Consider the following 25,639-nt stretch of genomic DNA (forward strand, 5'->3'; position numbering starts at 1 on the left):
CAATCGAATCACATGCTTTATTACTATATCAGTTAAAAATCGTTTCGGCAATTCTATCAGCTTCCCTTAAATTCCAAGGATCGGTACCTGGTCTAGCTGTCGCCGCAGTCAGCCAATGAAGTCCCTCTGTTGGAATCCCATAACAGAACAGACCGTTGATGACCTTTTTATCCGCTCCGATCATTTGACTGTTTTTTTTGTCTACTAAAAGAGCACCCGTGGGAGAAATATCTCCAGAGGATAAGGTCAAATAATGAATCGTTCCTAAACCATCTTTTAGAAGTTGCTGTACTAACGGGTTTAAACTCAGCTGATTTTCAGTTTTTGGCAGACGAGCTTCGATCAGGAAATGAGCCGCATATTCATTTTCTGGATCGTCTTTAGAAAATGCGATAAATGTTTCGTTTCGCATTTCTATTTGCATTTCTCCTGCTAAAATATTCACGATCCCTGCTTCGATCAATGCTTCTAACTCGGCAATCCGCTCAAGCGGCGGACCGATCGATAAGAAAGCATTCAACGGCGTAAACCAATCCCAGAGCCATTCTTTCGTTTCGTCATCTGTAAAAAGGTCATGATCCAGCATAAAGCGCACTTCATCCCGCAAATCCTTCAGACTATCTAAAGCTGTTGCAAATGGCCCGAAGACATTTCCTTTTTTAGCTGCTTCAACATCCCATAATAAATAGTCCTGTATAAATTTTTTGAAAGACTCCTTCTTTTTGATTGCTTGTTTTGGTTGTTCAAGAAAAGACCAATCCCACCACTCTTCTTCCTTGATCCCAAATTTCTGAAGAACAGTTTCATGCCCTTTGGTCCGAATAAAATCGTCTGTAAACTTACTCCTATTTACCTTTGGATAGTGTTCTTTGAGCAATACCGAATAATAGGCAAATTCAACTTCCTTTTTCAACAAAAAGAAAAATTGCTCTGCAGATAAGTTTTGCTTACGCTTGAATCGATTCAAGCTTTTCTCTTTCAAAAAACGAGGCCGATATTCTTCCCCATACCCTTTTTGATTTAATCCTCTGGCATGATATGGGATTCCCCGTCTTGCTCCTGCAATGATTTTCGGTTCTTTTCCAGAAGGATGATAGACTAATTTTCCTGATTTTTCGGTGTAGGCGCCACCTCGATCGCTTGTCAGTAAGGTAAGATAGTCAAAAAAAGCCAAGCCTAGTCCCCTTATCAAAAGCGGTTTTTGCTCTTTGACTGCTTCTAGATGAGCATCAGCAGCATTTTTAGGCGCAGAATAATACAAGCGGTGTTCACTAGCATATGCTGCTAAATCGTTCATTTCTCCTGTCAGCTCATTTTCTTGATGACCTAATGCCAAAATCACCTTATCCGCAGTTGTCTCAACAGCTTTGGTGTATACTTGGAAAAGTTCACCCTCTCTTCGGACTGCACGTACAGTATCTTTGAAAAATTTTACTGACGTTTGTTCTGTCATTCGTGTTTGAACATACTCATAAAACCATTGCTGGTATACGCCATATAAAGCTCGGGAACAATGATTGTTCGGACCTAATCTTTCACATTCTTCGATGAAGAAAGCACTATTTTCGCTATTTAGTTTTCTGATAAATGGTATTGCTTCCTGCTTTAGCCACTCAAATAAATTAGGGCCTTTTGCTATTGGACCTGCTGTGCTTAAAGTTTCATCGGTAAATAGAGTGACATGTGAAACGACTGAGTTCATCAATAGTGACGTTGATTGATCTATACGCCACACTTTTCCTCCTGGACCATAAGGATCAAACATTGTAATTTGGACTACCTGTTCATCTCTGGACCATTCAATGATTCGTTCCAACGCTGAAAGTCCACGCGGTCCTCCGCCAACGATTGCTATTTTCATCTTATCCCTCCCTTCCCTGAATACAATTTTTTAGTCCAACCTATTTTCTATAATGTCTTTCAATGCAACAGCATTATTATACGTTTGATCTTTCGCACCATAAATAAATGTCACGACCGGATAACTCTGCACGATCCTCAAAAGCGTTTGTATGGCTGTTTTGGCGTCACCGTTCTGTAATTCTACTTGGTATTTTTCTACAAATTCTGGAAATTTATTTTGTTCGTGATTAAACCACTGTCTTAACTCTTTACTAGGTGCAACTTCCTTCAACCATAAATCCAGATGCTCTTTTTCCTTTGACATTCCTCGTGGCCATAATCGATCGACCAATACTCGAAAACCATCTTCTTTTCCAGCTGGTTCATAGGCACGCTTCAATTGAATCATTTCAATCACCTCATTCTTATTTTATCTTAATTGCTAAAAAAAGAAATGATTATGCTGTTCACTAAAAAGAAAAAACACAGAGAAACAAACGCCGTTCTGAATAGAGTCACCGTTTATTTCTGCTGTGTTTTGATTCATTACATATTTTTCTTCTTCGTTTTACCAGTCCAGCCTTCATAGCCGCCTTTTAAAATATAGACGTCACTAAAGCCATTTTTACGTAATTGGTTCGCTGTACGGATACTCAATGATTTTTTCTGATCATAAAGATAAACTGGTTGGTCTTTACGAATCGAATTCAATGTCGTTTTGATTGTTGTATAAGGCATATTACGCGCACCAAGAATATGACCTGCATCGAAAGAATCTTTTTCGCGGACATCAATGATCTGTGCTTTTCTCATGCCTTCTTTAAATTCTGCTTCTGTGATCGTTTTGGCAGAACGTTTCGCCATAATTCGCAGATATAACTCATTTAATCCCATTGCTAGTAAAATCGTTGCTAAAACAATATTAATAATCCATAAAACGTTCATTCCAAAATCCCTTTCTTACTGTTTCTCCATAAATTGTAAAGCTAAAGAAGCTGCTCCGATAACACCGGCTTCATTCCCTAATTGCGCTAGTTTGACCTGTGTGCTGTTGCGAACCTCAGGAAAAGTAAACTCTTCAAAATAAGCTTGGACGCGGCTACGTAAAAATTCCCCTGCCGCAGAAACACCACCGCCAATAACAACACTAGATGGATTCAAGGTATTTCCGACATTTCCAACCGCTAGCCCTAAAAAGTAACAAACACGATCAACGACCATCAGACCAAAAGGATCATCCGCCTGTGCGTAGTCAAAGACATCTTTACTTGAGACATCTTGTCCATCGTCGATTGCTTGTTTCAGCTTAGAATCACCTGCATATTCTTCCGACATATGGCGGGCAACACGCACAACTCCAGTTGCACTTGAAACAGTTTCTAAACAGCCGCGTTTTCCACATGTACATTCAAAACCACCAGGATCTACGGTAACATGTCCGATTTCACCAGCACAGCCGTTCACCCCATGCAGTAAGTTACCTTCTGCGATGATTCCGCCACCGACGCCAGTTCCAAGTGTGATAAACACAACATCGGGATTATTTTCGCCGGCTCCCTTCCAACGTTCGCCTAAAGCAGCTACATTGGCATCATTATCTAAAACAAAAGGGATTCCTGTTGCTTCTTCGATCTGTGTTTTGACCATCTGTTTTTTGGTCCAGTTGAGATTATAAGCCCCTACAACTGTTCCTTTTTCAATGTCGACACTGCCTGGAGTTCCCATGCCGATGCCAACAAAATCTTCATGTTTCATTCCATAAAGCGACAGACGATGATTGATCGATTCAATAATGTCCGGCACGATATGACTGCCTTCTTCTTGAATATTTGTTTCGATGCTCCATTTTTGCTGAATCTCACCGTCTACAGTCAAAATCGCAAACTTAATCGTTGTCCCGCCTAAATCAATCCCTATCAGTTTCTTGTCCATTTACTCGGTTCCTTTCTCAGTTGCTCTGCTTTCTTCAATTCGATGTTCTCTTTGCAAGACACTTCTTGCATGAAGATAGGTGTCTTTGTCGATCAAACGACTTTCATAAATATTTTTCAATTCGATCATCATCAGCTCGATATCATAGATTCTCGCACCAACATAAATATAGATCCCGAATTGTTTAAATAACTGCTGCACATCGTATAACGTTTCCATTTTACCTGCACTTCCTTATAAAAACTAGAGCAGATCGACCACCATACATCTATTGATCCACTCAATCATTATACAAGCTAACTGTATTTTTTAAAACCCAAGACGAAGCATACGCCTAGTAAAAATACAAAAAAGATTCCTGAAATAATTCGTTCATGGATATTGAATTCATCTGAACGATCCGGTACCGCTAACACCGTGGCAGTCAAAAAACCACCGATCAATCCGCCAATATGGCCCATGATATCTACTTGACTACTAAACAAATTAAAAATCAGATTGATACCGATAAACGTTGCATAACGTTGTACCATAAAGGAAATCGCAGGATTGTTTCTAAAATGGCGACCTAAAATAACAAATGCACCAAATAATCCAAACAATGACGTACTAGCACCTGCTGAAATTGCATTTTGTGAACCAAAAGCAAAGCTGGCAATATTTCCTGCCACTCCGCTAAGCAGATAAATTGCTAAATAACGCCAATGTCCATAAATGCTTTCAACCTGAGAACCGACATAATACAAGGTAACCATGTTTACGACAAAATGCAGCCAGCCAATATGCAAAAACATAGGAGTGAAAAGACGCCAATATTCATGCAAATAAATAATTTCAGCGCGAGACATCGCGCCCCAATCGATCAATACCTGACTGCTCGTCGAACCACCTGAAAGCTCCATCCCCAAAAATACCAGCGTCGTGATACCAAGCAATAGATATGTCACCAACGGCTGATTGAATAGTCGTTTTAATTTCATTTGAGTTTGATAATTCATGTATTCCTCCTAGCTGATAAATAATCGTTTTACCGGCTGATCAAAAGACTCGATCGGCCAGTGCTCTTGAATTTGTTCACTGAATACCAAACTACATGTTTCTCCTTGGAACTGCAGCAAAAATCGATCATAAAATCCGCCGCCAAAACCAATCCGAAACCCCGAACGAGTAAACACGATTCCCGGTACAATCAATAAATCAATCGCCTCACGGCCTACCTCAGGTTCATCAACGGGCTCTTCGACACCAAAAGCAGTCTTTGTAAATTTAGTTTCCAGCCCAACTGAATGAAAGGACAGACGCCGCTCAGTATTTGTAACAGGCATCAGCATCGACTTGCCTTCTGCCCAGCCCTGCTTTAACAAAATATGCGTATCAAATTCAAAATCCATCGGCTTCGTGATTGCGATCGTTTGCGCTTTTTGCCAGAGAGGATCGTTGAATAACTGTTGACTGATCAAGTATTCCTTTTGTTCTTTTAGTGCTGGATGATCATGGAGCCATTTCAAATTCGCCAAGCCTAATGTTCTTAAACGTGCCTTCTCCATCCAACCCCTCCTAGATAGAAAATTCCCTAAAATACAGTATTCCAATACTTCTTATCTCAATTTTTGACTTACCTTATAAGTTTATAGAAAAATACCCGAAATAGCAAACAGATGCTTAGTGATTTTCAGAATCAAGCAACTTTTTTTGCAGCCAGCTGCTGATTGCTTTATAAACTTCCTTTTTCTCTTCTTCCAGCAAAATTTCATGCCGCAGCTCAGCAAAGAGAACCAACGCTACATCGATAGCTGCTTGGTCTAATTCTTTGGCAACTTTTCTAGGTCCTTTACCAAAGTCACCGACTGGATCTTGTTCTCCGCTAATAACCAATATCGGGATGTTTTTCTCAATGTTTTCAGCCCAGCCTTTTCGATTTGCCTTATCGACCAATCGAAATAGTGTATAAAAGCCGTTGTTAGTAAAAGTAAAACCTGTCAACGGGTCTTGCTCATATCGTCGAACATTTTCCTGATTTTTACTTAACCAGTTAAAAAATCCTGGTTCCGGGAAATGTTTATTGAATGAACCAAATGCTAACTGATCCAATTTTTTATTAATTTTTTTAGGAAATGTCTTGTTTAAGCCGCCTGTTAAGGATAATGCAAGTGGCAGCATTGCAGCTTTTTGACCCGTTCCCATGAAAATAGCCCCGCTGATTTGAGGGTTATATTCCTGTAAATACGTCCGCAAAGCAAACGAGCCCATGCTGTGACCAAGCATAAAATGCGGAAGTTCGGGATATTTCTCTGCGATCCAGCTGTTGACCTGGTCGATATCCTCTAGCACAAATCCGATCGAATCACCCTTGCCGAAGTATCCATGCGTTGAATGTTCTGCAGAAATCGATGCTCCATGTCCTAAATGGTCATGACCAACAACGATAAAGCCTAGATCATTTAAGTAAACGGCAAAATCATGATAGCGCTCGATATATTCTGCCATCCCATGAATCAGTTGGATCGTTGCGACCGGTGTTTTCTCTGTTGTCCAGTAAATCAAATGATTGTCTGTCTTCTGATCTGCTGACAAAAAAGTTTGATGTTCCATTGCCATCCCTCTTCTCGATTGATACTATATATTATATGTTAGCACTGAGCGAATTACTACCCATCTTTAGTTTTAGCTACAAAAAATACAGGCAGTTCCTTTAAAGAAAGGAGTGACATGATGAAAATTCAAATCATTGGTGCTTCCGGCACCGGAAAAAGTACTTTGGGCCAATATATTGCTGAAAAAGAACTGGTGAAATGGATCGATACTGACTGCTACATTTGGCAAGACGACACCTTCACAAAGGCTCATGCTATCCCTGAACGTTTGAAACGCTATCAAAATGACCGCAAATTATTTAAAGACTTCATTGCTTCCGGCTCCGTCTTTGGCTGGAATCCTGAAGGCTTTATGGATCGTGACCTATTGGTTTTTCTTTTTCTCGATGAAGATCTGCGAATGGAGCGCCTGAAAAAAAGAGAAGTCGAAAGAGGGGGCGATTCTGCACTGATCCTTGATGAAAATGGTGAGCAAACAAATGAGTTTATTGAATGGTGCAAAACCTACTATACTGCTCAGAATCCTTCAGATATAGGAACCTATGCTGAGCACCGCTACCAAATTGAACATTCAGTAAGTCCGGTTCTAAAGCTAAATAGTGATAATTCCTTGGAAACATTACATCACTTAATCATCGACGCATTTCACAAGCAATATAAAAGAAGAAGCTGATACCGAGCTACATGTTGTTGGTATCAGCTTCTTCTTTTATTCGATCTCATTCCGATTGTAGCGTGATCACAGGATTGACCGATTGATCGACCACGATCTCCTCGGTCCCGTATCGTTCCCCTAAAATGTATTTCGCAATATGGATCGTCCGATCACTCATTCGTTCCAAATTCGACGCAATGTCAATAAATAAAACGCCATCTGCGGCACGCCCCTTACCACTGTTCATTGTTGAAATATATTTTTTCCGGAGCTTTTTGACCATTTGATCGATTTGTTCCTCTCGATCCAGCATGTGAGCAGCCATCTCTTTGTCATCATTTTCAAAGGCAACCAAAGAATCACGAATGTTTTTCATGACTTTTTCAAATAGATCGACCACATCTTCATCATATAAAATCAGAGAGTCCCGTTCAGACACTTTTCCAGCCTTCTTGTCTTTTGCTTTTTGCTTCTTTTCAAGCTGAATTGCTTCTGTAAGATTTTGGATAATGTTTCGGCAATGATCACCGATCCGTTCAAGATCTTTCGTCAGCTCCAGCATCATCGTTTGTTCATGACTTTCAGCTATCGATAATTCTACAGCCGAAAGCTGAACGAGATATTCCGTTAAACGGTTGTCGATGTCATTGATGGCTGTTTCATATTGACCAGCATTTTCTTTATCGATCTCATGCTGATTTTCATAATAGGCTTTCGTTGCATCGAAAGCGCCAAGAACATAATCACCCATTTGCAGCAACTCGATCTTCGCCTGATTAAGTGCTAAAGTTGTTGAGCTTTGAATAATAGATTCATTCAGATTCGACGGTTTGAAATCAATACTTTTATCTTTTCCTGGAATGATTTTTCGCACAAGTAATTCGATTTTGTCGATAAACCAAAATTGGATCAATAAATTCGATACATTGAATAGACCATGAGCAACAGCGATCTGCATTGCCGGCTGAAGATTAAACACATCTGAAATACGAACAACAACAGCTGTGAATGGTGTCAACAATGTCGTAAAAATAATCGCCCCGATCAAATTGAAAATCACATGCGCTGCGGCAGTTCTCTTTGCAGCCACGCTGACACCTAAAGCAGCAATGACCGCCGTGATCGTCGTACCAATATTGTCACCAAATAGAATCGGTAGCACTGAACCGATCGCTAAACTCCCCTGACTATAAAGCTGTTGTAAAATTCCGATCGTCGCACTGGAGCTTTGCAACACCATTGTCAATAACGTCCCGATTCCTACCCCTAAAACTGGATGATGAGACACATTGACCATAAGCTCAGAAAACTGCGGCAAATCACTTAACGGCGCCATTCCATCTCCCATTAGTTTCAATCCGTAAAATAAACAACCAAAACCAAAAAGGATCTGACCGATCGTATTGATTGTCTCCCGTTTTGAAAAGAAAAGTAGTATTGAGCCGACACCAATGATCGGTAAGGCATACGAGCTTAAATTGAACCCAATAATAAATGCGGTGACTGTCGTGCCGACATTCGCTCCCATGATCACACCGATCGCCTGACGTAAAGACATAAAGCCGACACTGACCAAACCAACGGTCAAAACCGTTGTTCCCGAGCTACTTTGAATAATTGCGGTCACAATCAAACCTGCTAAAACAGAACGTAAAGGTGTCGAAGTAAATGTATTTAAGATTTCCCGCAACGAATCCCCAGCGGACTTTTGCAAACCATCTCCCATATACTTCATACCGAACAAAAATATTCCCAAACCGCCTAGAAAAGGAAATAAAACCTCTTGATAGGACACACGTGTTCCTCCTCTTACCTTGACTTTTTACTTTGTTACGCATTACACAAAAACGTTTTCACTTTTAAGAGTACAGAAAAATCCATAGGTTGTAAATAAAATATTGTTATTTTCATTAAAAATTCATGGTTCCTCATTTTCTACAAGCCACTGAAATACTCTACATGAAAAAAGGCTAAGATAAAAAGCGTTTAGCTCCGATAAATTAAGAAGCAGTTGCTTTTTTTCTCGCCGTTTATTCAAAATCAAAGCCCGAAACAAAACTATTTTTTAGTTTTGCCTCAGGCTTTTCATTTTATTCTTTCATTAAACCATCAACATATATACACCAGCAGCGATTACTGCCCCGATAACAGGTCCGACGATCGGTACCCATGAATACGCCCAGTCAGAGGTTCCTTTTGTTGAGATCGGTAGTAATTGATGGGCTAAACGTGGACCAAAATCACGAGCTGGATTGATTGCATAGCCTGTTGGTCCACCAAGAGATAGACCGATCGCTAAAATCAATGCACCAACGATCAGAGGAGTCAAACCATCAGTGATAGTATTTTGTGAAAATGACAGCAGTCCTAAAACTAAAACGAATGTACCAATGATTTCTGTGATCATATTTGCTGGATAGTTACGAATCGCAGGTCCTGTCGCGAATGTTCCTAACACAGCTCCTTGATCTTCTGTTTGATTCCAGTGCGGCAAATAAGCCAACCAAACTAAGAACGCGCCAACAACAGCTCCTAGAACCTGTGCAATGATGAATGGAACAACTAATCCCCATTCAAAATTGCCAGCCATAGCCATTGCTATCGTTACAGCAGGATTCAAATGTGCCGGTCCCATAAAGCCAGAGATATAAACCGCCATCGTTACCGCCATTGCCCAACCAAAAGCAATCACAATCCAGCCGGAAGCTTCTGCTTTGCTTTTTTTCAGATTAACAGCAGCACACACGCCATCACCTAAAAGAATCAAAATCATTGTTCCTAAAAACTCACTAAAAATCTGTGTCATACTAGAAGTATCCATTTTACTTCGCTCCTTCTTTCAATGTCGTTAAATCAGATTCCGCTATTAATTGATTCAATTCTTGTTCATAGTCTGCTTTTTGTTGTTCAGACCACTCATAGTAATTGGCCATTTCAGAAATAACTCCTTGTTTGACTGTGTCCAGTGTATCTCGCATAAACAATACATGATTCGTTCTGCGAATGAGATAATCAGAAGGAGTCAACGTCATTTCGTTTTCAAGGGCATAATGTAACCCTAATGTTTCTGCTAAAGTCAAACCAGCAACTGGTGTTGTCTCAGAGACTTTTTCAAAGAGCTGTGTCACATTTGAGCCATATAAATGAGCCAAATATTCTGCATCCTCCTCAGGTAATCCTTGCTCAACGCCATATCTTGCTAACGCTTTCAATTCTGCTTCAGCATTGGCAGCATCGATATCTCCACCAGAGACTGCATATGTTTTCGAATCGATCAACTCAATAGTTTTATTAAATTCTTCTTTTAGGATACGTTGAATTTCTTTAAGCGCACCTTCAGCCATTTTACGGTAATCAGTGATTTTTCCGCCAGATAAGGTCAACAAACCATCCTCAGAACGCTCCAGCAAGCTTCCTCTAGAAACAGCTGATGGGTTTTCTTTGCTTTCAGACAAGGAATCTTCTAAGTGATTTAAGACATTTTCTACATCAAAACGAGTGGCTGTTTTTTGCCGATATTTTTCAACGATATCAATGACCTGATCAAAACTTTGGTCAGAGACCTTTCCATTATTCCCGCCATTATAATCTGAACCACCATTTTCAGAAATCAGCGGACGCAGTCCAGCCCAGCTTGATTCGATATCATCGATCGTCACATTTGCTTCAGGATAGCGATTGTTGACGATTTCCAGCAAGTAATCTACATCTTCCTGAGTCACTGTTGGATGTTCATAATCACCCGTATAGTCCGTATCTGTCGTACCAAAATACGTTTTCTTTTCTCTTGGAACAACGAAGACCATCCGGCCATCGTGTTTGCCTGTATCAAAATACGTTGGTTGGGGCACAAACAGCTTACTGCTGTCGACAACTAAGTGAACACCTTTGGTCGGACGCATTTGCGGAATCAATTTTTCCTTGGTATCCAGTCCGCGAACTTTATCAGACCATGGACCAGTTGTATTGATCACGATATTGGCTTTGATCTCAAACTCTTCACCTGTTAATAAGTCTTTTGCTTTGACTCCACTGATTTTCCCATGTTCATAAATAAATCCGACTGCTTTGACTTTACTGACCATTGCTCCACCATCTTGAGATGCGCGTTTGATATTTTCGATCACCAGTCTAGCATCATTGTTTCTAAAATCTAGATAGACACCGCCACCTTGCAGTCCTTCACGTTTAAGTTGGGGCTCACGCTCTAAGACCTCTTCTTTTGTTAATGTATAGTTTTCATATTTGGTACCGATCACGTTCGCTAAACGGTCATATAGATCCATTGCAACCTTGACTGAAAACATGTTGAAAGTCGCCTTCGGCTCATCATAAATCGGTAAAAGCATGGGATCAGGTTTGGGGATATGAGGAGCAATGGCTTGAACGACCGCCCGCTCCTGTACTGTATCCCCCACGACTTCGACATCGAAATTTTTCAAATAACGAATCCCGCCATGAACTAATTTCGTAGAACGTGAAGAGGTTCCTTCAGCAAAATCCTGCATTTCGATCAAACCGGTCTTCATTCCAGTAGCGCTTGCTTGCAGTGCAACACCTGCTCCTGTAATTCCTCCGCCAATAATCAACAAGTCTAATTGTTCGTTTTTCAAGGTTTCGATCGATTTTTCTCTTGTTTTTATTGAAAATGTCATCACTGTTCACCTCTTCCTTCTATTTCGATTTATGCTTAAACATTTGTGTTGCTGCAACGGCCTGCTGCCAGCCTTCATACAAATCATCGCGTTCAGCATCTGACATTTTTGTCTCAAAGATTTGTCCTTCTTCATAGAACGCTTTTAATTCATCCAGATCTTTCCAGAAGCCAACTGCTAAGCCTGCCAAGAAAGCTGCACCTAAAGCAGTTGTTTCAAGATTTTGAGCTTTTTGAACAGAGGTATTTAAAATATCTGCTTGAAATTGCATCAATAAATCGTTATTGGCTGCACCGCCATCTACCTTTAAGATCGGGATATCGATGCCTGTATCATTTTTCATCGTATCAATGATATCTCGTACCTGATAAGCCACTGATTGTAGTGTCGCTTTGACAAAATCTTCTCTCGTTGTCCCGCGAGTCAAACCGAAGACCGCTCCTCTAGCATCAGAATCCCAATAAGGAGCGCCCAGTCCGGTAAAAGCAGGCACTACGTATACTTCATTTTTATTATGAGATTCATTTGCGACTGCTTCTGATTCTGCAGCTGTTTGGATCATTTTTAAGCCATCTCTCAGCCATTGAACAGCTGAACCAGCGACAAAAATACTTCCTTCTAAAGCATAATAGACTTTTCCATTGATCCCATAACCGATCGTTGTTAATAAGTTATTATCTGAAAGCTGTGGTTTTTCTCCTGTATTCATTACAATAAATGAGCCTGTACCGTACGTATTTTTGACCATTCCAGGTTCAAAAGCCATTTGGCCGAATAATGCTGCTTGTTGGTCTCCAGCCATACCAGAAATCGGAATTTCACTACCATAAAAATGGTAATTCTTCGTTAAGCCATATACTTCAGAGTTAGAAGTTGCTTTTGGCAGCATCACACGCGGGATATTTAAAATATCTAAAATATCTTGATCCCAATCTAAGTCATGGATATTAAATAGCATTGTTCTGCTGGCGTTCGAGTAATCTGTTACGTGTGTTTCTCCGCCTGTCAGTTTCCAAACTAGCCATGTATCGATCGTTCCAAAAAGCAATTCACCTTTTTCAGCACGTTCTTGAGCACCTTCGACATTATCTAGGATCCAACGAATTTTTGTGGCAGAAAAGTAAGCATCTACGATCAAACCAGTTTTTTCATGGATCATGTCACCATGTCCATCCTCTTTTAGCTGATCTGCGATCGGCGAAGATTGACGTGACTGCCAAACCACTGCATTATGAATGGGAAGACCAGTCTGTTTATCCCAAACAACGGTTGTTTCACGTTGATTAGTGATCCCAATACCAGCAATGTCTGTTGGGCGAACGCCAGATTCGATCAAAGCGCCTGCGATAACCGATTGTACTGAATTCCAAATTTCATTTGCATTATGTTCGACCCAGCCTGCTTTTGGAAAATACTGTGTAAATTCCTTCTGTGAGCTTCCAACATTGTTCCCTTTTTTGTCAAAAATAATTGCTCGTGATGAAGTAGTCCCTTGATCGATCGCCATGATGTACTTTTGTTCTGACATTGTAATTCCTCCTAAATAATAAAAGTGTAGTGGGCTCGTTCTGACTCGACAGAAAAATAGGAAAAAATTGAACGGTGCTTTTCGCCGTTTCCATTTTTTATCTTTTTTCCGAGAGACAAGCCCGTGGAACTAGATAACAATAAAAGTGTAGTGGGCTCGTCTTGACTCGACAGAAAAATAGGAAAAAATCTAAGCGGTGCTTTTCGCCGCTTCTATTTTTTGTCTTTTTTCCGAGAGACAAGCCCGTGGAACTGGATAATAATAAAAGTGTAGTGGGCTCGTTCAGAATCAAATTGTAATCCTAAACAAAATTGAAAACGCTTTATATTTCATGAACTTATAATATACGCAAATTGATTCCTAAAAATGTCATCTTTTTTTTTATTTTTAAAATAAATGAATGTTTTTACTAAAAATCCACTAAGGACAAGGAAGAAGCTGAAAAATTTTCCTCAACTTCACTCAGCCTTCTTTTTTCCTATTTCCGTGATACCCTCGGATTTTCTTACGAATTTGCTCGATGTCATACGTTGATCCAAGTTCGGATAATATATAAATCTCTCCAACAGATCGGTACACTGGCGGATTCATTACATTAGTGATCAAAAGATCATAAGTGTACTTCGGATCATATGGTTCGATCGTTAAGCCGTTCAAATTTTTCAAGCTTAAAACCAATACTTGAGTCATTGCTTCTTTGTATAGCAAATCCATTTTTAAATCGATGCCTACACGGACTTCTCCAATGATTTCAAAATCAATGATCGAAAGCACACTTAAATATTTCACCAACGACCATTCATGCAGACTATTTCCAGGCTCATAACGTTCACCCAAGTAACTAAGACTTTTATCCAAAAGAACATGAGCAAATTCACCTAAACGATGACTGGATAATTGTTGCTCTTTTTGCCAAATATTCTCCTTGTCGAATAGCTCTAATTCTCCTTTAAAAAAATAAAGCCTGCTATGAATCTGTGAGAAGTAATAAAAGATCTTTTTTTCCAATTCAGGATAAAATTTTTGTGGACGATAGTATAAAATCACGTGTTCCAAAACAAATGTGTCCGCTAAGGAAGACGGTGTGCGCCGTCCGCGTACCAAGCTATACTGGATAAAATCAGTTTCAGTTAAAACAGACATACTTGTTAAGAAAATAAAATGCAGCATACTTTCTTCTTCATCGATCTCAAGCGGATAACGACTAAAAAAACGCAATACGAACGAACGAATCGTTTTAAAAAAAGGATCCTGCTCAAGGTTCTGGCTTTTATTTCGGACTTCTTTAAATGTTTTAGACTGAACTGCCAACCTTTTTTTGCTGATCGTCAACCACAGACTGATCTTCAGTTTTCCATATTCCTCAAAGGAGAGCGACAGGGCTTTTTCCAGAGCTTCGATAATTCGGATATTCTGCTGTGTCAAGGTGCGCTCCCTGTGCTGTTCGTATGGTGTCAAAAACCAATAAACTTGAAAATAAAAATATCGAATCTGCAGTTCTTCACCTTTTAGCTGTCCATTTCGGATTTTCAGACCGAATTCAGTCAGCAGCTGGTTCAACTCTTTGATTTTTCGAAATAAGGAAGATTCACTGATCATAAATTTTGTTGTCAACTGAGCCATAGTAAACTCTCGATAATGAAACAGATGATCGATCAGCTGAAACTTGATCGATGCCCGTATATAATCATCAACGACTTTACTGACTGAAAATCGATCGGACATTTCTACAGAAACCCATTGTCCATCATAAAATAAGCGACAGTCTTTACTATATGGATTTAAATAATAACCTAATTCTTTTAAATCACTTTCAAAAGATGCCTTTGATACACCTAAATGATTCAACAGCTCAGTGTCTTCCATACGACCGCCGGCTAAGATCACTTTTTTCAGTATTTGGATTTCTCTTGCTTCTTTTTTGTCTAGTAATTCTTCAGTTTTCATTGGCATCACTCCATAAAGCAGTAAACGCGAGTTGATTTGTGATATCCATAACTGTGGAGAAATAAGGATGGTATAAAAAATCTTTTTGATAAAATTGCTCTAATGTTTGTTCTGTCTGAATGCCTAACGCAAGCGTGTTGATCTTATCCAGAATATCAGCTTTTGATACCAGCTGAGCGCCCAAAATCCGATGACTTTCCTTTTCAAAAATAATTTTCCCAGAAATCTCTTTTTCTCCAGAAAATAAAGAACTCGTTTGCTTTAAATGAGCAACTTCGATCGGCTGATCATGAAAAAGGCCTTCTGCTTCAGTCAAACCTGTACTTGCTACATAATAATCAACAAGCTTCGTACCGATCGTACGAAGCGAGCCAATAAATTTTGTCGTAGGTTCTAGTATATTTTGAGCAACTACAGCACCAGCTCTAACTGCATTATTCACTAAGGGTATATAGAAAGAATCATTTGTTAAGCTATATGGCACTTGAATACAATCACCTATTGCAAAGATATTTTGATGAGATGTTTGTAAATAGTGATCCACATAAACAGTTTGATCTGTGTGGCTATCGATTTTTTCATCCAAATAACTTAAGTCTGGCCGGACATTCATTGCAAAAACAGCTCGATCGACCGTTCGATGAGAATGTTGCGTTTCTATCTGTAATCCATCGTCCTTCTCTACGATTTTTTCAACCGTTTCATCAAAATGAAACACTACCCCTCTTTTTTTCATCTCCTGTTGCACAGGTAAAATCATCTCTTGATCAAAATATTTAAATAATAGATAGTCCATTCGTTCATATAAATGAACACTTATCCCTTTACTTAACAGCGTATCAGCAGCTTCTGCACCAATTTGACCACCGCCGATCAATGCAACCTCTTTGCAATTTTCCAGCTGAGCGATCGCTTGCTTGACGCCAGGTAAAAATTTATACTTGAGCACCTTCTCAGAATCGCTCCCCATGATTTTCGTTGACCATTGGCTGGAACCTGTAGCTAAAATCAACTTATCAAAGGATAAGATATTGAGCTCGTCTGATCGTTGATAGTGGATGACCTGCTGATTTGAATCCATGCTCACTACTTTTGCATTCAACAATAACTCGATCCTGTTTTCTTTCAACTGCTGTTCTGAAACAAAGCGAAGCTCTTCGACCGTATCTACAGCTTCGTTATAATAGAGTGTCAATCCACCTGGCAGGTAACCGACTGTCGCTTGCTTTTCAACCAGATAAATCACAGCTTCAGGATATTTTTTTCGAATCGTAAGAGCTGCTGAAACTCCTGCGAATGATGCACCAATAATCACAACTTTCACTGCATGACCTTCTTTCAAAAATTACTAAACCGTTTTCTTAAAGGATAGCATATGCGTAACTAAAACGCATGAAAATAAACTAAAACGAAAAAAAGAGCAGAACATAACCCATAGAGTTATATACTGCTCCTTTTAAATAGTTCTATTTAGTATCTTTCAAAAATTCCTGGATCGCATCTGCATTTTTAGGTGCATCCAGCTCGATCACACTGCCTGATGGAGTATCATCATTAAAATTCCAGCTGCCTTCTATCGGAACTGAAAGTGATTCTAGTGGTTTGACTTTTCCTGTCAGAAAATCCTTCGCTAGATCAATAAACAAGCTTGTCGGAACATTGGTGTCGATTTTCCCGACGATTTTTCCTGCGACCTGAGGCAGTTCCCAAATTGGGATCAAATCTTTCGATTGGTCGATCAACGCATCCATTACTTGCTGTTGTCGTCTGATTCGGCCAAAATCGCCTTCTTCATCCATTCTAAAACGGGCATATTGCAATAAAGTATTGCCGTCCATGACTTGTTCCCCTTTTAGAATATCGACACCATCTAAATTAATGTCCTTCTCAGCATCTATTTTCACACCTTTTGGATAAAGCTCATCAATGATATCACTAAACTCTTTAAAATCCATCACAACGTAATAATTGATCGGTAGATCAAAATTAGTATTGAGGACTTCTTTTGTCATCTGTGCTCCACCATAGGCATATGCTGCATTGATTTTATCAAGGCTGCCATCCGGAAATGTCATATAACTATCTCTCATAATAGAAATCAATTTTGGTTGCTTCGTTTTACCGTCATAATGACCCACCATCAACGTATCAGACCGTCCTTGATCCTCATCATCGTCGCGCGAATCATTTCCTACGACCATAACAGTCAGTTCTTTATCACTTGTTTGTTCATCACCAGTAAAATTTTGATTGATCGGGGATAGTTTTGCTTCACTTTCTTCTCTTGCTGACTGAAATGAGATTGCCGCATAACAGCCCGCACTTACGATCACAAGAAGGATAGATAACAGCGTGATGATCAATATTCGTATCGGTTTCTTCATTGTACATTCCTTTCTACAGCTCACATGTATTCCTTTGGAAAAGAAAAATCCTTCACCAAGAACACTCAGCGAAGGGGATAAAGTACTTGGATAATTATCTGAGAACTGCATAAACGCAGACAGATCGACCTAGTTCTTCTCTTCGTTGAGTTTTAGCACTATATAACGTAAAAAGCATTGCTTTTAGCTGCTTAGAAAAACGCCTTAATTCGACGATTTTTGTCCTACCCGTACCTGTCTTTCGACATTTCTGAGCAGCAGCCTGTGTTTACATAGGAGCCTCACCTAACAAGTATTTATTTCATTTAAAACTATAAGCGTATCGCTTCACAAAGTCAAATTAAATTTTATAAAAAATATTTCATTTTACTACCCTTTTTGTAACAAAACTTGATTATGCTCACCACTATCCTTTCCACAACAAATAATAACAAAAGTTACTGTATAAATCCTCTTTACATTTTCTTATAAAACCGCTCAAAATAACTACTTTCTATTTTTTTAAAACGGAATACACAAAGAAAAACGACAGATTCTCGATAGTTCTGCTCTATTAAAAAAATATAAACTGTATTTAGGAATTCCACTCTAGCAGACGTGCTATCGATTCAAATGATCTTAAATCTAGTTTTGAGATACAACCAACTATATTAAATGGAGGAACAATATTATGGTAAATGAAGGAATGACTATTTCACAAAAAGGAGTTACTTTAGTAAAACAATTTGAAGGGCTGCGTTTAACTGCCTATCAAGATTCAGCTGGTGTCTGGACGATCGGTTACGGACATACTAAGGGGGTCTACGCAGGCATGTCGATTACACAAGCACAAGCAGAAGCTTTCTTGAAAGAAGATCTGTTGACTCATGCTTCAGGAATCTTTAAATATGTAAAAGTTCAATTGAATCAAAATCAATTTGATGCACTTGCGAGCTTTCACTTTAATTTAGGACCTGATATTTTATATAATTCACCGCTGCTTTCTTATCTAAATAGTCAACAATGGCAAGCAGCAGCAACTGAGATGAAGCGATATGTTTATAGTAATGGACAAATTTTACAAGGCTTAGTGAATCGTAGAGCTGCAGAAGCAGCACTTTTTTTAGAAGCTCCTTTTCCAAGCAGACCTTGTAAAGTAAAAGTTGGAAATATTGTGTTGTTATCCGGCGGCGCAAAAATCACTTCTCCATGGTCTTCTAACGAACCGATCCCAGCCAACCGTGTCAATCAATATTACAAAGTTGAAGAAATACACACACTTAGCTCAAAATGGGAAAGCTCCGAATATGAAGTCTTGATCAGCTCCAATGAAACAAGCTACCGCAAATGGATCTACGAACAAGACCTATCTCTGGCTCCAGCAGCTAAATTCAACGTTGGGCTAAAAGTTCGACTGAGTACTGCTGCAACAAATGCCAGTATCCATTGGAGCAGACGCGTATTAGAGAAAAAATACTTGGGACAAGAATACACGATCAGTCAAGTCGCACCGACCGCTGAATCCCGCAGTCCTTACCAATACCTGATCAGTAGTCCCACGTTAGGAAATCTTTGGGTCTTAGAACAGGATCTAATGGATCGGACGATTTGGTTCATCACTAATGAACCCTTTATGAATCAGGGGCACAACCAAAATCCGGAAGTCAAAAACGGGACCTTGTACAAAACGATCATCAATGATATTCCGCTGGAATCCGGCGCAAAAAGCATGGCTGAATTCGTCCGCCAAAACACTTGGCCGATGTTGACCAACGGCAATGTCTTTTTGATCGAATATCCTACACATTTGATGGTCAAAGTCGTCGGTATCAAACCGGAATGGACAGACTACATGACGTCTGAGTGTCTACGATTAACAAAAGGACAAATCCCTGCTTACGACCAGCGTGACATGAAAGTCGTCCCTCAAGCAGATAAAAAATACAACTGGGTCGAAATCGATAATTTACCAAAAGACTGGCAAGCCATCAGTAATCGTTTGCGTGGTAATTTACGCGAGAAATTCTGCCAATATTTTCTATCCACTCGTGTTTCCTATGGCAAACAAAGTGATGGCAAATTTTATCTACAAATCATCAATATCGAAAATAATGAACGCGCCGTTGAATTGGCAACTAAATTGAAACGCTGGTTCCCTGGTGATACCAATGCTTATACAAATGCGCAGGTATTTTTACAAAAATAATATCAATAAAAATAACTAATCCAACGAATTAACTAATCAAAGAAAACAAAAAGAGAGCTCCTATATCTATCTTCAGCATTTTTCATGTGAGATACGTTATAAGAACTCTCTTTTTTAAAGTAAAAAGTTATGTTATCGTCCAAGACTTTATTCAAAAATGAATGTCTAATTCTTCTAAATTAAAAATAGTACTTAAAATTTCGTTTACTTTTTCGACTAATTTCACTTTATCTATTAATTGATCGTTTGTAGAAATAGTGGTTTTATCATTAGAATAGGTCAGAAAATCATATTCTTCTTTCAATCTGACTACCTGCTGCTCTTTTTTATACAATACAAAGTCATCTACTTCGTCCGACTCATAACTTCTTTTGAATCCTTCTTGTAAAACGATTCCTGTGACCAAAGCATTCACTGTCAATTCCTCTAACGGGATTGCTTGTTCATCGATAACCAAGGTATAATTTTCATTTTCGATTATTCCACAAACATTACAGCCGCCATCTAATAAATCGACTGTTTTGGTGATCGTTGCATTTTTCATCTAAAAAAGTCCTTTCTCTTAAAGCATTCTTCAAAAGCTTACTTGTCATTAACCATTATAACAAAAATAAATTAAATACCTATAGTCTTTTTCTACACTTGATGTCCAAAATTGGAATGAGAACTGAATGTAAAAAGCTCTCTTTTTCAATCTTACTTTAATAATTTGAAATCTACTACTTTACTTAGCTGCATCAGATGATTCATCACGATTTTCAAATATAACTGACTAAATTGAATTCTTCTCCAAAAGAATTTTTTTCAATCTTTTCCGTATTCTCAAAACATCTTCAGAACGTAAGTTCTCAGGAATATAGATGATATTGCGCCTTGACGTAAACTCTTGGAATCCGTCTACGTAACTTGTTGTAATAACAATATCTGCCTCGTCTTTTGCATATTGTTCTCCTTCATTGATAAATTTAATATTATAGGATTCTTTAATGTAGCACTTTAGTTGCTGCATGATTTTTTTCTCTGCCAACAACGGAAGATCTGTATCAATATATATCAAGATCAAAGGCTCAAACTTTGATACTTCACCAATCATTGAAAAAAGAAGAGCGTAACGCCCTGATAAAAATTCTTTTTCTTTAAATAGAGGAATCTTAGTTTCATTATAAAGTTCTTCAATCAACTGGTCTATTTTACTAGCTAAATTACGATGCTTTTTTAGCAACAATTTTCCACCTGAATAATTATTGATTCCTGTAGGAAAATTTTGAAAAAGCATACAAAATAAATGATAAGAGGTAACATATTTATACAGTTCTTCTTTTAAAGTTAGATCAATTGTTTCGATTTGCTCAGAAAATTTTTGAAAAAAGGCTTCGATGCTTTGATATAATGGTGTTTTTTCTGTTCGATGAAAAAGATAAATTGGCTCTTTATAATCTTTGATGAGATAAAACTTAGCATTTGTTTGTGCCAATAAAAGAAAGAATAGACCTTCATGTTCTGTTAACTGATACTCGTTCAACCAAGGTTTTTCAGAAGCTAAAAATTTTTTAGAAAATAATTGCTGAAGCCATTTTTCAGAGAATACTACGGGATGCCCTCTCATCTGTCGTATTTTATTGATTGCTACAATATAGTATATTTCTTCAATATTCGATAAATTTCTGATTATCTTTGATTGCTCAAAAACGGCATCGACAAAAGTTTCCGCCCATTCTTTTTTTACTGTTTTAAATACCCACTCTCTTCCTTTATACAAATTCCAAATCAAACTATAAGAAAAAAATCTAATTTGTCTTTCAGATCCCTCGATCATTAAATTACCCTTTCTACTAATGATTCTGAGATTGTAATCACTTAGATGTTGATTTATATCCTGAATCCGTCTTTTTATTGTCGAATCACTGATGTAGTATTCAATCGATAACTGGACCACTGAAAGTTGTTCACTTAATAATAGTTTTCGTAGCAGAACTATAGGAAAAGATTTTTCTATAATATACTGAATAAATTTATGGTACATCTTAAAACTTTTATATGTCACCTGTACACATTTACTAGCAGATATTTCAAAGGTTAAGTCAGCAATTGCTGCATTTTTGTAGTCATTAAAGATAGCTTCCACATACTTATAAATTGTACGTTGCTCGAATCCAGTGGATTGTGCTAACTCTTCAAAAGTTGTAGCTTTTTGACTATCTTTGATAGTAGTTAATACTAGCAATTTGTTCTGAGTATAACTATCGATAAAATTCAGTACGAAATCCATAATTTACCTCCCAAGAATATCTTTCAAATTTCTCTATTCCCTATATTATACTTGGTATACAGTTTTCCACTTGGTTTCATACACTAACTTTAACACACTGATCATATTAAAATAAAAGAAAAAACACTCTGTTAAAAGAGTGCTTCTGAACTAATACTTTCTCATTTTGTGTAACGGAAAAATTCTCATTTTTGCTACACCTATTATTTCTTTTTCATCAATCAAGCCATAAAAGCGGCTATCTGTTGAGTATGGACGATTATCTCCCAAAACAAGATACTTTCCTTCGGGAATAATACTTTCATTAAAAAGCTGACTTGTCGTAAAATCTTTTGTATAAAAACTTCCACTCAAATCGGCTTGTTGTATTTCCTCAACAATAAATGTTTCTTCGACAAGCTCATTGTTGATGTATAAGTGATCTTTATCATATCTAATACTTTCTTTCGGCTTACCAATAATACGTCTTATCATTGTTCCTTTTTTGTTAGGCAACCTTACCAAAACTAAATCAAATCTATTTTTCTCACTAAGTTTACTCACAAAAACAGTCTCTTTTGAAGATAGATTGGGCATCATCGCATATCCGTCTATCCTTACGATAGTAAAGGTCACTAAAGAGATCAACCAAACAAGAATACTTGCAATAATAATAGCACTCAATAACTCTAATACTAATTTTTTAATGGTATGTTTTCTTTTTTTTCTCTTTTTACTATTTTTTCTACGTGCCTTCTTTTTCTGAAAATTACTATTTCTATCTTTATAAGTATGTCTATTTCTCTTATTTTTTTGAGTACTTCTTATTTGCCTTTCTTTTTGTAGAGATGTCTTTTTCCTGGTAGTCTTTTTACTCATTTTACCTCCTACCTACAACCTCTGACAATCAATCTATTTTTGCTCAGCTAATGACTGCTCATCAACCTTAAATTTCTTAAATACAGCTTTCTCATTTTTTTTGACTTTCTCAATATCAGCTTTAAGTGCTTCTATTTGATTTGAATCTTTATAAACTTCAACTGGCTGAGAAGAAAGATTCACTCCAAGTTCTTTCATTGATGTATAGTACCGATTGATCAACAGCTGTCCGTCACTACTTATACGATAGTCAGCTTTATTCAAAGCAAAACCAGACAAACGTGAAGCGAGTGTGTTTACATTGGTACTAATCACTTTTTCATCTCCATTATTTGCTGCTTCTTCAAGCTGATTATCAACTTCGTTTAAATAATAGTAACCATTTACGATTGCCTTTTGATCAGACTCACTTAAATTGTTTGCTTGATAATAAATTGTATATGCCGAACCAGCACCACACATCAAGCTTATGATAAAAAAAACAATGCTTATCAACAGATTCTTTTTTTGTTTTCTTTGAGCCGTTCTTTTTGCACGAATGATTCGTTTTCGCTTCTTTTTATTTTTGGTTCGGATCTTTGCTAGCCTGTTACTCTCTTTTTTTGTTCGGAAAAAAAGAAACAAAAAGAGACACATCGAAAGCAGAAACAAAATAGCAGCTGCTAAGCAGATAACTGCTATCCAATCAAGTATTGTCATTATATTTCCCCCTTCTTAACTATCAATTATCCTTTTGCTCATTGTCAACATTTAGTTGTTCACTTTTTTCTTTTTTTCTTACTTTTTCTATTTCTCTTATTTTTATTTAAGATGACACGAATCACTACAAAGATTATTGCCACTAAAACAATAACTCCTCCAACTATCATCCCAATCAATTTCCAGTCTATTCCTTGATTTTGAACAAGCCCAACAGCTTCTTTATTAAATTTATCTGCTTCTTCTTGTGTAATTCTAAAATTCTCTGTCCATTCCCAACGTTTATCACCAGAAGTTGCAATCACATGTGCCCGATAATTTCCAGCTTTCATGGCTTCACCTGCCATCCCTACCTGGAAATTTAAAATAGAATTCGGAGCCATTCTCATTTTATTTTTTTTTGACTCATATAATACAGCATCGCTTTTTTCCCCCATGATTTGGGCTTCAACTGTGAGATCTTTTAGTACTGTCGCTTGAGTATTTCCTAAATCGATTGTCACTGAATTTCTAAAGTCTGGTGATGAAGCATACGCTTTTACAAATGTCATTTCCGGCGAAAGTTCCTGATTCGTTTCTCTTAAGCGCATACCAATCACATAAGCATATTTATTGATAACCATCGTTCCGCCATCATCAACCGCTTGTTCATCATTTGATTCTTTTTGAAGTTGAATCCCGCCAAGAAGAATCCCATCAAACTCTGCTTCTGGCATCGTAATGTTCAATTTTAAATTTTCTTCTGAATTAGCTTTTATCTTTAATGATTCAGGCGCTCTGACCACATCAGTAAATTCATACTTCATTGACTTATCTGCTGAAAACTTATTTGGTCCATATTCGATGATTCCATTCGAATTCGTTCGTGCACCATTTAACTTAACATTTACTTTGATTTCTTTATCACTAGGATTTTTCAAAACAATCTCAACTGTTTGTTTTTGTCCTGGAGTCATCCGTAAATCAAAAAAGCCTGAATCTGAATTTTGGTTTTCCGGAAAAAGCACCTGATATGTAAATCCTGTTGCGCCAGCTGAATTCTGCGATGCTTGGTTTTTCTGTTCCTCTTTTGCATATGTAGAAATACTGCCTAAAATCACACTCTGTAGGAGTATAAATATAGTAAGTATAAAAAATGATTTTGTCTTCATAGATTTTCCTTTCGAAAAAAGATAGGCACTAATTTATTAGTGCTCATTAATGCCCATCTATTTAATTTTGCTAAATTCTTATTCTTAGTCGATCGCTACAGTAGAAATTGTCCAAACCACTTCTGCTGTATATCCAGATTTCGTTTTGATTGCATTACCTGGTACGAACAAGTTTACAGAACCATTTTCAATTTTGTTCTCATCAGCTGCGTTAGGTGTACCTGTAGAATCTTCAGCGGTTGGTGTACCAAAGTTTTTACCAGCTGGCGCAGTTGCACCTACAAATCCAGCTGTGTTACCAAAACCAAGTGTGAAGGTACCAAAGCCTTCATCTGCTGAATTTGTTCCCATCACGTTTACTGAGTTTGCCAAATCATAAGATAATGTAAAGCTGCTTGCTTGTGATCCTAATGTTGGGAATAATGACTTATCCTCACCAGCACCATTAATTGTTGGGTTAGTAAATGTTAATGTTGCTCCACCCAAAGTTTTAGTTGTATCTGTTGTAGAAGTGAATTGTTTTGTCATTTTTGCGCTTAATGTCCAAGGTGTACGAGCATCAATACGTTTGTCCGTTACTTGTACAAAGTTTCCGCGCACGCCATCATCTACACCATTTTTACTAATTGGTACTTGTTTCGCAAAATAGTTTTGATCCGTTGTCACAGCTTTTTGTTGCATAAATTCAAGGTTTGTTAAAGCATCAACTGTTAGTGAGCCGCCGTCAGGATTAACAACCACTGGTTCATTAGGATCGATTTCTTTTCCTGGATCTTCATGGTCAGTTGGTGGGTTTGTTGAATTATCTTCTACATACTCGATATGACCTTCACTTGTTAAAGCCTCTGGTGCCGCATGTGCTGCAGTTGGAGCTACTAAGTTTGCTCCTAGGATCGTTAATAGTGCTGCTGAGCATAATGTTCTTGTTTTCATGTGTGTG

At 38.0% G+C, this 25,639-nt stretch carries 23 protein-coding genes and 1 riboswitch; of the genes, 2 read left to right on the forward strand and 21 right to left on the reverse strand.

Features of this window, described 5'->3' with window-relative positions; all coding sequences use genetic code 11:
* Positions 1-28: 28 nt before the first annotated feature.
* From H3T55_RS02540 to H3T55_RS02575, 8 genes are all read right to left on the reverse strand, one after another.
* Positions 29-1,861 carry an FAD/NAD(P)-binding protein gene (locus tag H3T55_RS02540; RefSeq protein ID WP_225532837.1) on the reverse strand — a complete coding sequence of 611 codons (1,833 nt, stop codon included), beginning with the start codon at positions 1,859-1,861 and terminating at the stop codon, positions 29-31.
* A gap of 30 nt (positions 1,862-1,891) precedes the next feature.
* Entirely contained in the window at positions 1,892-2,251 is a 360-nt protein-coding gene (locus H3T55_RS02545) for a DUF488 domain-containing protein (RefSeq protein WP_225532836.1), read from the reverse strand.
* A gap of 137 nt (positions 2,252-2,388) precedes the next feature.
* Entirely contained in the window at positions 2,389-2,787 is a 399-nt protein-coding gene (locus H3T55_RS02550) for a rhodanese-like domain-containing protein (RefSeq protein WP_087639353.1), read from the reverse strand.
* A 15-nt stretch (positions 2,788-2,802) separates the two neighbouring features.
* Complete coding sequence (locus H3T55_RS02555) at positions 2,803-3,774, reverse strand: ROK family glucokinase (protein ID WP_087639352.1); 972 nt, start codon at positions 3,772-3,774, stop codon at positions 2,803-2,805.
* Entirely contained in the window at positions 3,775-3,993 is a 219-nt protein-coding gene (locus H3T55_RS02560) for a YqgQ family protein (RefSeq protein ID WP_087639351.1), read from the reverse strand.
* 77 nt (positions 3,994-4,070) lie between these two features.
* Positions 4,071-4,772 carry a rhomboid family intramembrane serine protease gene (locus H3T55_RS02565; RefSeq protein WP_225532835.1) on the reverse strand — a complete coding sequence of 234 codons (702 nt, stop codon included), beginning with the start codon at positions 4,770-4,772 and terminating at the stop codon, positions 4,071-4,073.
* Between the two features lie 9 nt (positions 4,773-4,781).
* Complete coding sequence (locus tag H3T55_RS02570; protein WP_225532834.1) at positions 4,782-5,321, reverse strand: 5-formyltetrahydrofolate cyclo-ligase; 540 nt, start codon at positions 5,319-5,321, stop codon at positions 4,782-4,784.
* A gap of 115 nt (positions 5,322-5,436) precedes the next feature.
* Positions 5,437-6,366 carry an alpha/beta fold hydrolase gene (locus H3T55_RS02575; protein ID WP_225532833.1) on the reverse strand — a complete coding sequence of 310 codons (930 nt, stop codon included), beginning with the start codon at positions 6,364-6,366 and terminating at the stop codon, positions 5,437-5,439.
* 120 nt (positions 6,367-6,486) lie between these two features.
* On the opposite strand from H3T55_RS02575, the gene H3T55_RS02580 reads away from it, so the two are divergent.
* A complete protein-coding gene (locus tag H3T55_RS02580) occupies positions 6,487-7,041 on the forward strand; it encodes an AAA family ATPase (protein ID WP_225532832.1) in 555 nt (184 codons plus the stop codon).
* Between the two features lie 46 nt (positions 7,042-7,087).
* On the opposite strand, the gene H3T55_RS02585 is transcribed toward H3T55_RS02580, so the two are convergent.
* From H3T55_RS02585 to H3T55_RS02615, 7 genes are all read right to left on the reverse strand, one after another.
* Complete coding sequence (locus H3T55_RS02585) at positions 7,088-8,818, reverse strand: Na/Pi cotransporter family protein (protein WP_225532831.1); 1,731 nt, start codon at positions 8,816-8,818, stop codon at positions 7,088-7,090.
* A 306-nt stretch (positions 8,819-9,124) separates the two neighbouring features.
* A complete protein-coding gene (locus H3T55_RS02590; RefSeq protein ID WP_088271459.1) occupies positions 9,125-9,844 on the reverse strand; it encodes an MIP/aquaporin family protein in 720 nt (239 codons plus the stop codon).
* A 1-nt stretch (position 9,845) separates the two neighbouring features.
* Positions 9,846-11,678 carry a type 1 glycerol-3-phosphate oxidase gene (glpO, locus tag H3T55_RS02595; protein WP_225532830.1) on the reverse strand — a complete coding sequence of 611 codons (1,833 nt, stop codon included), beginning with the start codon at positions 11,676-11,678 and terminating at the stop codon, positions 9,846-9,848.
* A gap of 19 nt (positions 11,679-11,697) precedes the next feature.
* Complete coding sequence (gene glpK, locus H3T55_RS02600; RefSeq protein ID WP_087639343.1) at positions 11,698-13,206, reverse strand: glycerol kinase GlpK; 1,509 nt, start codon at positions 13,204-13,206, stop codon at positions 11,698-11,700.
* A 462-nt stretch (positions 13,207-13,668) separates the two neighbouring features.
* Positions 13,669-15,153 carry a helix-turn-helix domain-containing protein gene (locus tag H3T55_RS02605; RefSeq protein WP_225532829.1) on the reverse strand — a complete coding sequence of 495 codons (1,485 nt, stop codon included), beginning with the start codon at positions 15,151-15,153 and terminating at the stop codon, positions 13,669-13,671.
* Positions 15,143-16,477, reverse strand: coding sequence for an FAD-dependent oxidoreductase (locus tag H3T55_RS02610; protein WP_225532828.1), 1,335 nt, complete (start codon positions 16,475-16,477; stop codon positions 15,143-15,145). The genes H3T55_RS02605 and H3T55_RS02610 overlap by 11 nt, the downstream gene beginning before the upstream one ends.
* Before the next feature lie 142 nt (positions 16,478-16,619).
* A complete protein-coding gene (locus H3T55_RS02615) occupies positions 16,620-17,537 on the reverse strand; it encodes an LCP family protein (RefSeq protein WP_225532827.1) in 918 nt (305 codons plus the stop codon).
* Between the two features lie 131 nt (positions 17,538-17,668).
* A riboswitch (M-box (ykoK) riboswitch) is annotated at positions 17,669-17,837 on the reverse strand.
* Positions 17,838-18,207: 370 nt separating this feature from the next.
* Between H3T55_RS02615 and H3T55_RS02620 the strand changes: the two genes are divergently transcribed.
* A complete protein-coding gene (locus H3T55_RS02620) occupies positions 18,208-19,722 on the forward strand; it encodes a lysozyme (protein ID WP_225532826.1) in 1,515 nt (504 codons plus the stop codon).
* Positions 19,723-19,873: 151 nt separating this feature from the next.
* Here H3T55_RS02620 and H3T55_RS02625 read toward each other — a convergent pair whose 3' ends face one another.
* The 6 genes from H3T55_RS02625 to H3T55_RS02650 all read right to left on the reverse strand — a co-directional run bounded on the left by H3T55_RS02625 (position 19,874) and on the right by H3T55_RS02650 (position 25,632).
* Positions 19,874-20,266 (reverse strand): DUF4809 family protein, encoded by a 393-nt coding sequence (locus tag H3T55_RS02625; protein WP_225532825.1) that lies wholly within the window; start codon positions 20,264-20,266, stop codon positions 19,874-19,876.
* A gap of 228 nt (positions 20,267-20,494) precedes the next feature.
* Positions 20,495-21,991: a helix-turn-helix domain-containing protein gene (locus H3T55_RS02630; protein ID WP_225532824.1), complete on the reverse strand. Its 1,497-nt coding sequence runs from the start codon at positions 21,989-21,991 to the stop codon at positions 20,495-20,497.
* Positions 21,992-22,141: 150 nt separating this feature from the next.
* A complete protein-coding gene (gene lepB / locus H3T55_RS02635) occupies positions 22,142-22,849 on the reverse strand; it encodes a signal peptidase I (protein WP_225532823.1) in 708 nt (235 codons plus the stop codon).
* Between the two features lie 33 nt (positions 22,850-22,882).
* Positions 22,883-23,548, reverse strand: coding sequence for a hypothetical protein (locus H3T55_RS02640; protein WP_225532822.1), 666 nt, complete (start codon positions 23,546-23,548; stop codon positions 22,883-22,885).
* A gap of 59 nt (positions 23,549-23,607) precedes the next feature.
* Positions 23,608-24,648 carry a DUF916 and DUF3324 domain-containing protein gene (locus H3T55_RS02645; protein WP_225550080.1) on the reverse strand — a complete coding sequence of 347 codons (1,041 nt, stop codon included), beginning with the start codon at positions 24,646-24,648 and terminating at the stop codon, positions 23,608-23,610.
* 135 nt (positions 24,649-24,783) lie between these two features.
* Positions 24,784-25,632, reverse strand: a complete 849-nt coding sequence (locus H3T55_RS02650; RefSeq protein WP_225532820.1) for a WxL domain-containing protein — start codon at positions 25,630-25,632, stop codon at positions 24,784-24,786.
* Positions 25,633-25,639: the final 7 nt, after the last annotated feature.

The sequence above is a fragment of the Enterococcus sp. S22(2020) genome, assembly GCF_020295385.1.
GTDB lineage: Bacteria > Bacillota > Bacilli > Lactobacillales > Enterococcaceae > Enterococcus_L > Enterococcus_L dunnyi.

Excerpts from the sequence above, each read along its gene's own strand:
- glpK (WP_087639343.1), bottom strand. The coding sequence starts at position 13,206 with ATGTCAGAACAAAAGTACATCATGGCGATCGATCAAGGGACTACTTCA.
- H3T55_RS02590 (WP_088271459.1), bottom strand. The coding sequence starts at position 9,844 with ATGGATACTTCTAGTATGACACAGATTTTTAGTGAGTTTTTAGGAACA.
- H3T55_RS02555 (WP_087639352.1), bottom strand. The coding sequence starts at position 3,774 with ATGGACAAGAAACTGATAGGGATTGATTTAGGCGGGACAACGATTAAG.
- H3T55_RS02625 (WP_225532825.1), bottom strand. The coding sequence starts at position 20,266 with ATGAAAAATGCAACGATCACCAAAACAGTCGATTTATTAGATGGCGGC.
- glpO (WP_225532830.1), bottom strand. The coding sequence starts at position 11,678 with ATGACATTTTCAATAAAAACAAGAGAAAAATCGATCGAAACCTTGAAA.
- H3T55_RS02640 (WP_225532822.1), bottom strand. The coding sequence starts at position 23,548 with ATGACAATACTTGATTGGATAGCAGTTATCTGCTTAGCAGCTGCTATT.
- H3T55_RS02540 (WP_225532837.1), bottom strand. The coding sequence starts at position 1,861 with ATGAAAATAGCAATCGTTGGCGGAGGACCGCGTGGACTTTCAGCGTTG.
- lepB (WP_225532823.1), bottom strand. The coding sequence starts at position 22,849 with ATGAGTAAAAAGACTACCAGGAAAAAGACATCTCTACAAAAAGAAAGG.
- H3T55_RS02630 (WP_225532824.1), bottom strand. The coding sequence starts at position 21,991 with ATGGATTTCGTACTGAATTTTATCGATAGTTATACTCAGAACAAATTG.
- H3T55_RS02620 (WP_225532826.1), top strand. The coding sequence starts at position 18,208 with ATGGTAAATGAAGGAATGACTATTTCACAAAAAGGAGTTACTTTAGTA.
- H3T55_RS02615 (WP_225532827.1), bottom strand. The coding sequence starts at position 17,537 with ATGAAGAAACCGATACGAATATTGATCATCACGCTGTTATCTATCCTT.
- H3T55_RS02575 (WP_225532833.1), bottom strand. The coding sequence starts at position 6,366 with ATGGAACATCAAACTTTTTTGTCAGCAGATCAGAAGACAGACAATCAT.
- H3T55_RS02545 (WP_225532836.1), bottom strand. The coding sequence starts at position 2,251 with ATGATTCAATTGAAGCGTGCCTATGAACCAGCTGGAAAAGAAGATGGT.
- H3T55_RS02570 (WP_225532834.1), bottom strand. The coding sequence starts at position 5,321 with ATGGAGAAGGCACGTTTAAGAACATTAGGCTTGGCGAATTTGAAATGG.
- H3T55_RS02580 (WP_225532832.1), top strand. The coding sequence starts at position 6,487 with ATGAAAATTCAAATCATTGGTGCTTCCGGCACCGGAAAAAGTACTTTG.
- H3T55_RS02650 (WP_225532820.1), bottom strand. The coding sequence starts at position 25,632 with ATGAAAACAAGAACATTATGCTCAGCAGCACTATTAACGATCCTAGGA.
- H3T55_RS02550 (WP_087639353.1), bottom strand. The coding sequence starts at position 2,787 with ATGAACGTTTTATGGATTATTAATATTGTTTTAGCAACGATTTTACTA.
- H3T55_RS02565 (WP_225532835.1), bottom strand. The coding sequence starts at position 4,772 with ATGAATTATCAAACTCAAATGAAATTAAAACGACTATTCAATCAGCCG.
- H3T55_RS02560 (WP_087639351.1), bottom strand. The coding sequence starts at position 3,993 with ATGGAAACGTTATACGATGTGCAGCAGTTATTTAAACAATTCGGGATC.
- H3T55_RS02605 (WP_225532829.1), bottom strand. The coding sequence starts at position 15,153 with ATGAAAACTGAAGAATTACTAGACAAAAAAGAAGCAAGAGAAATCCAA.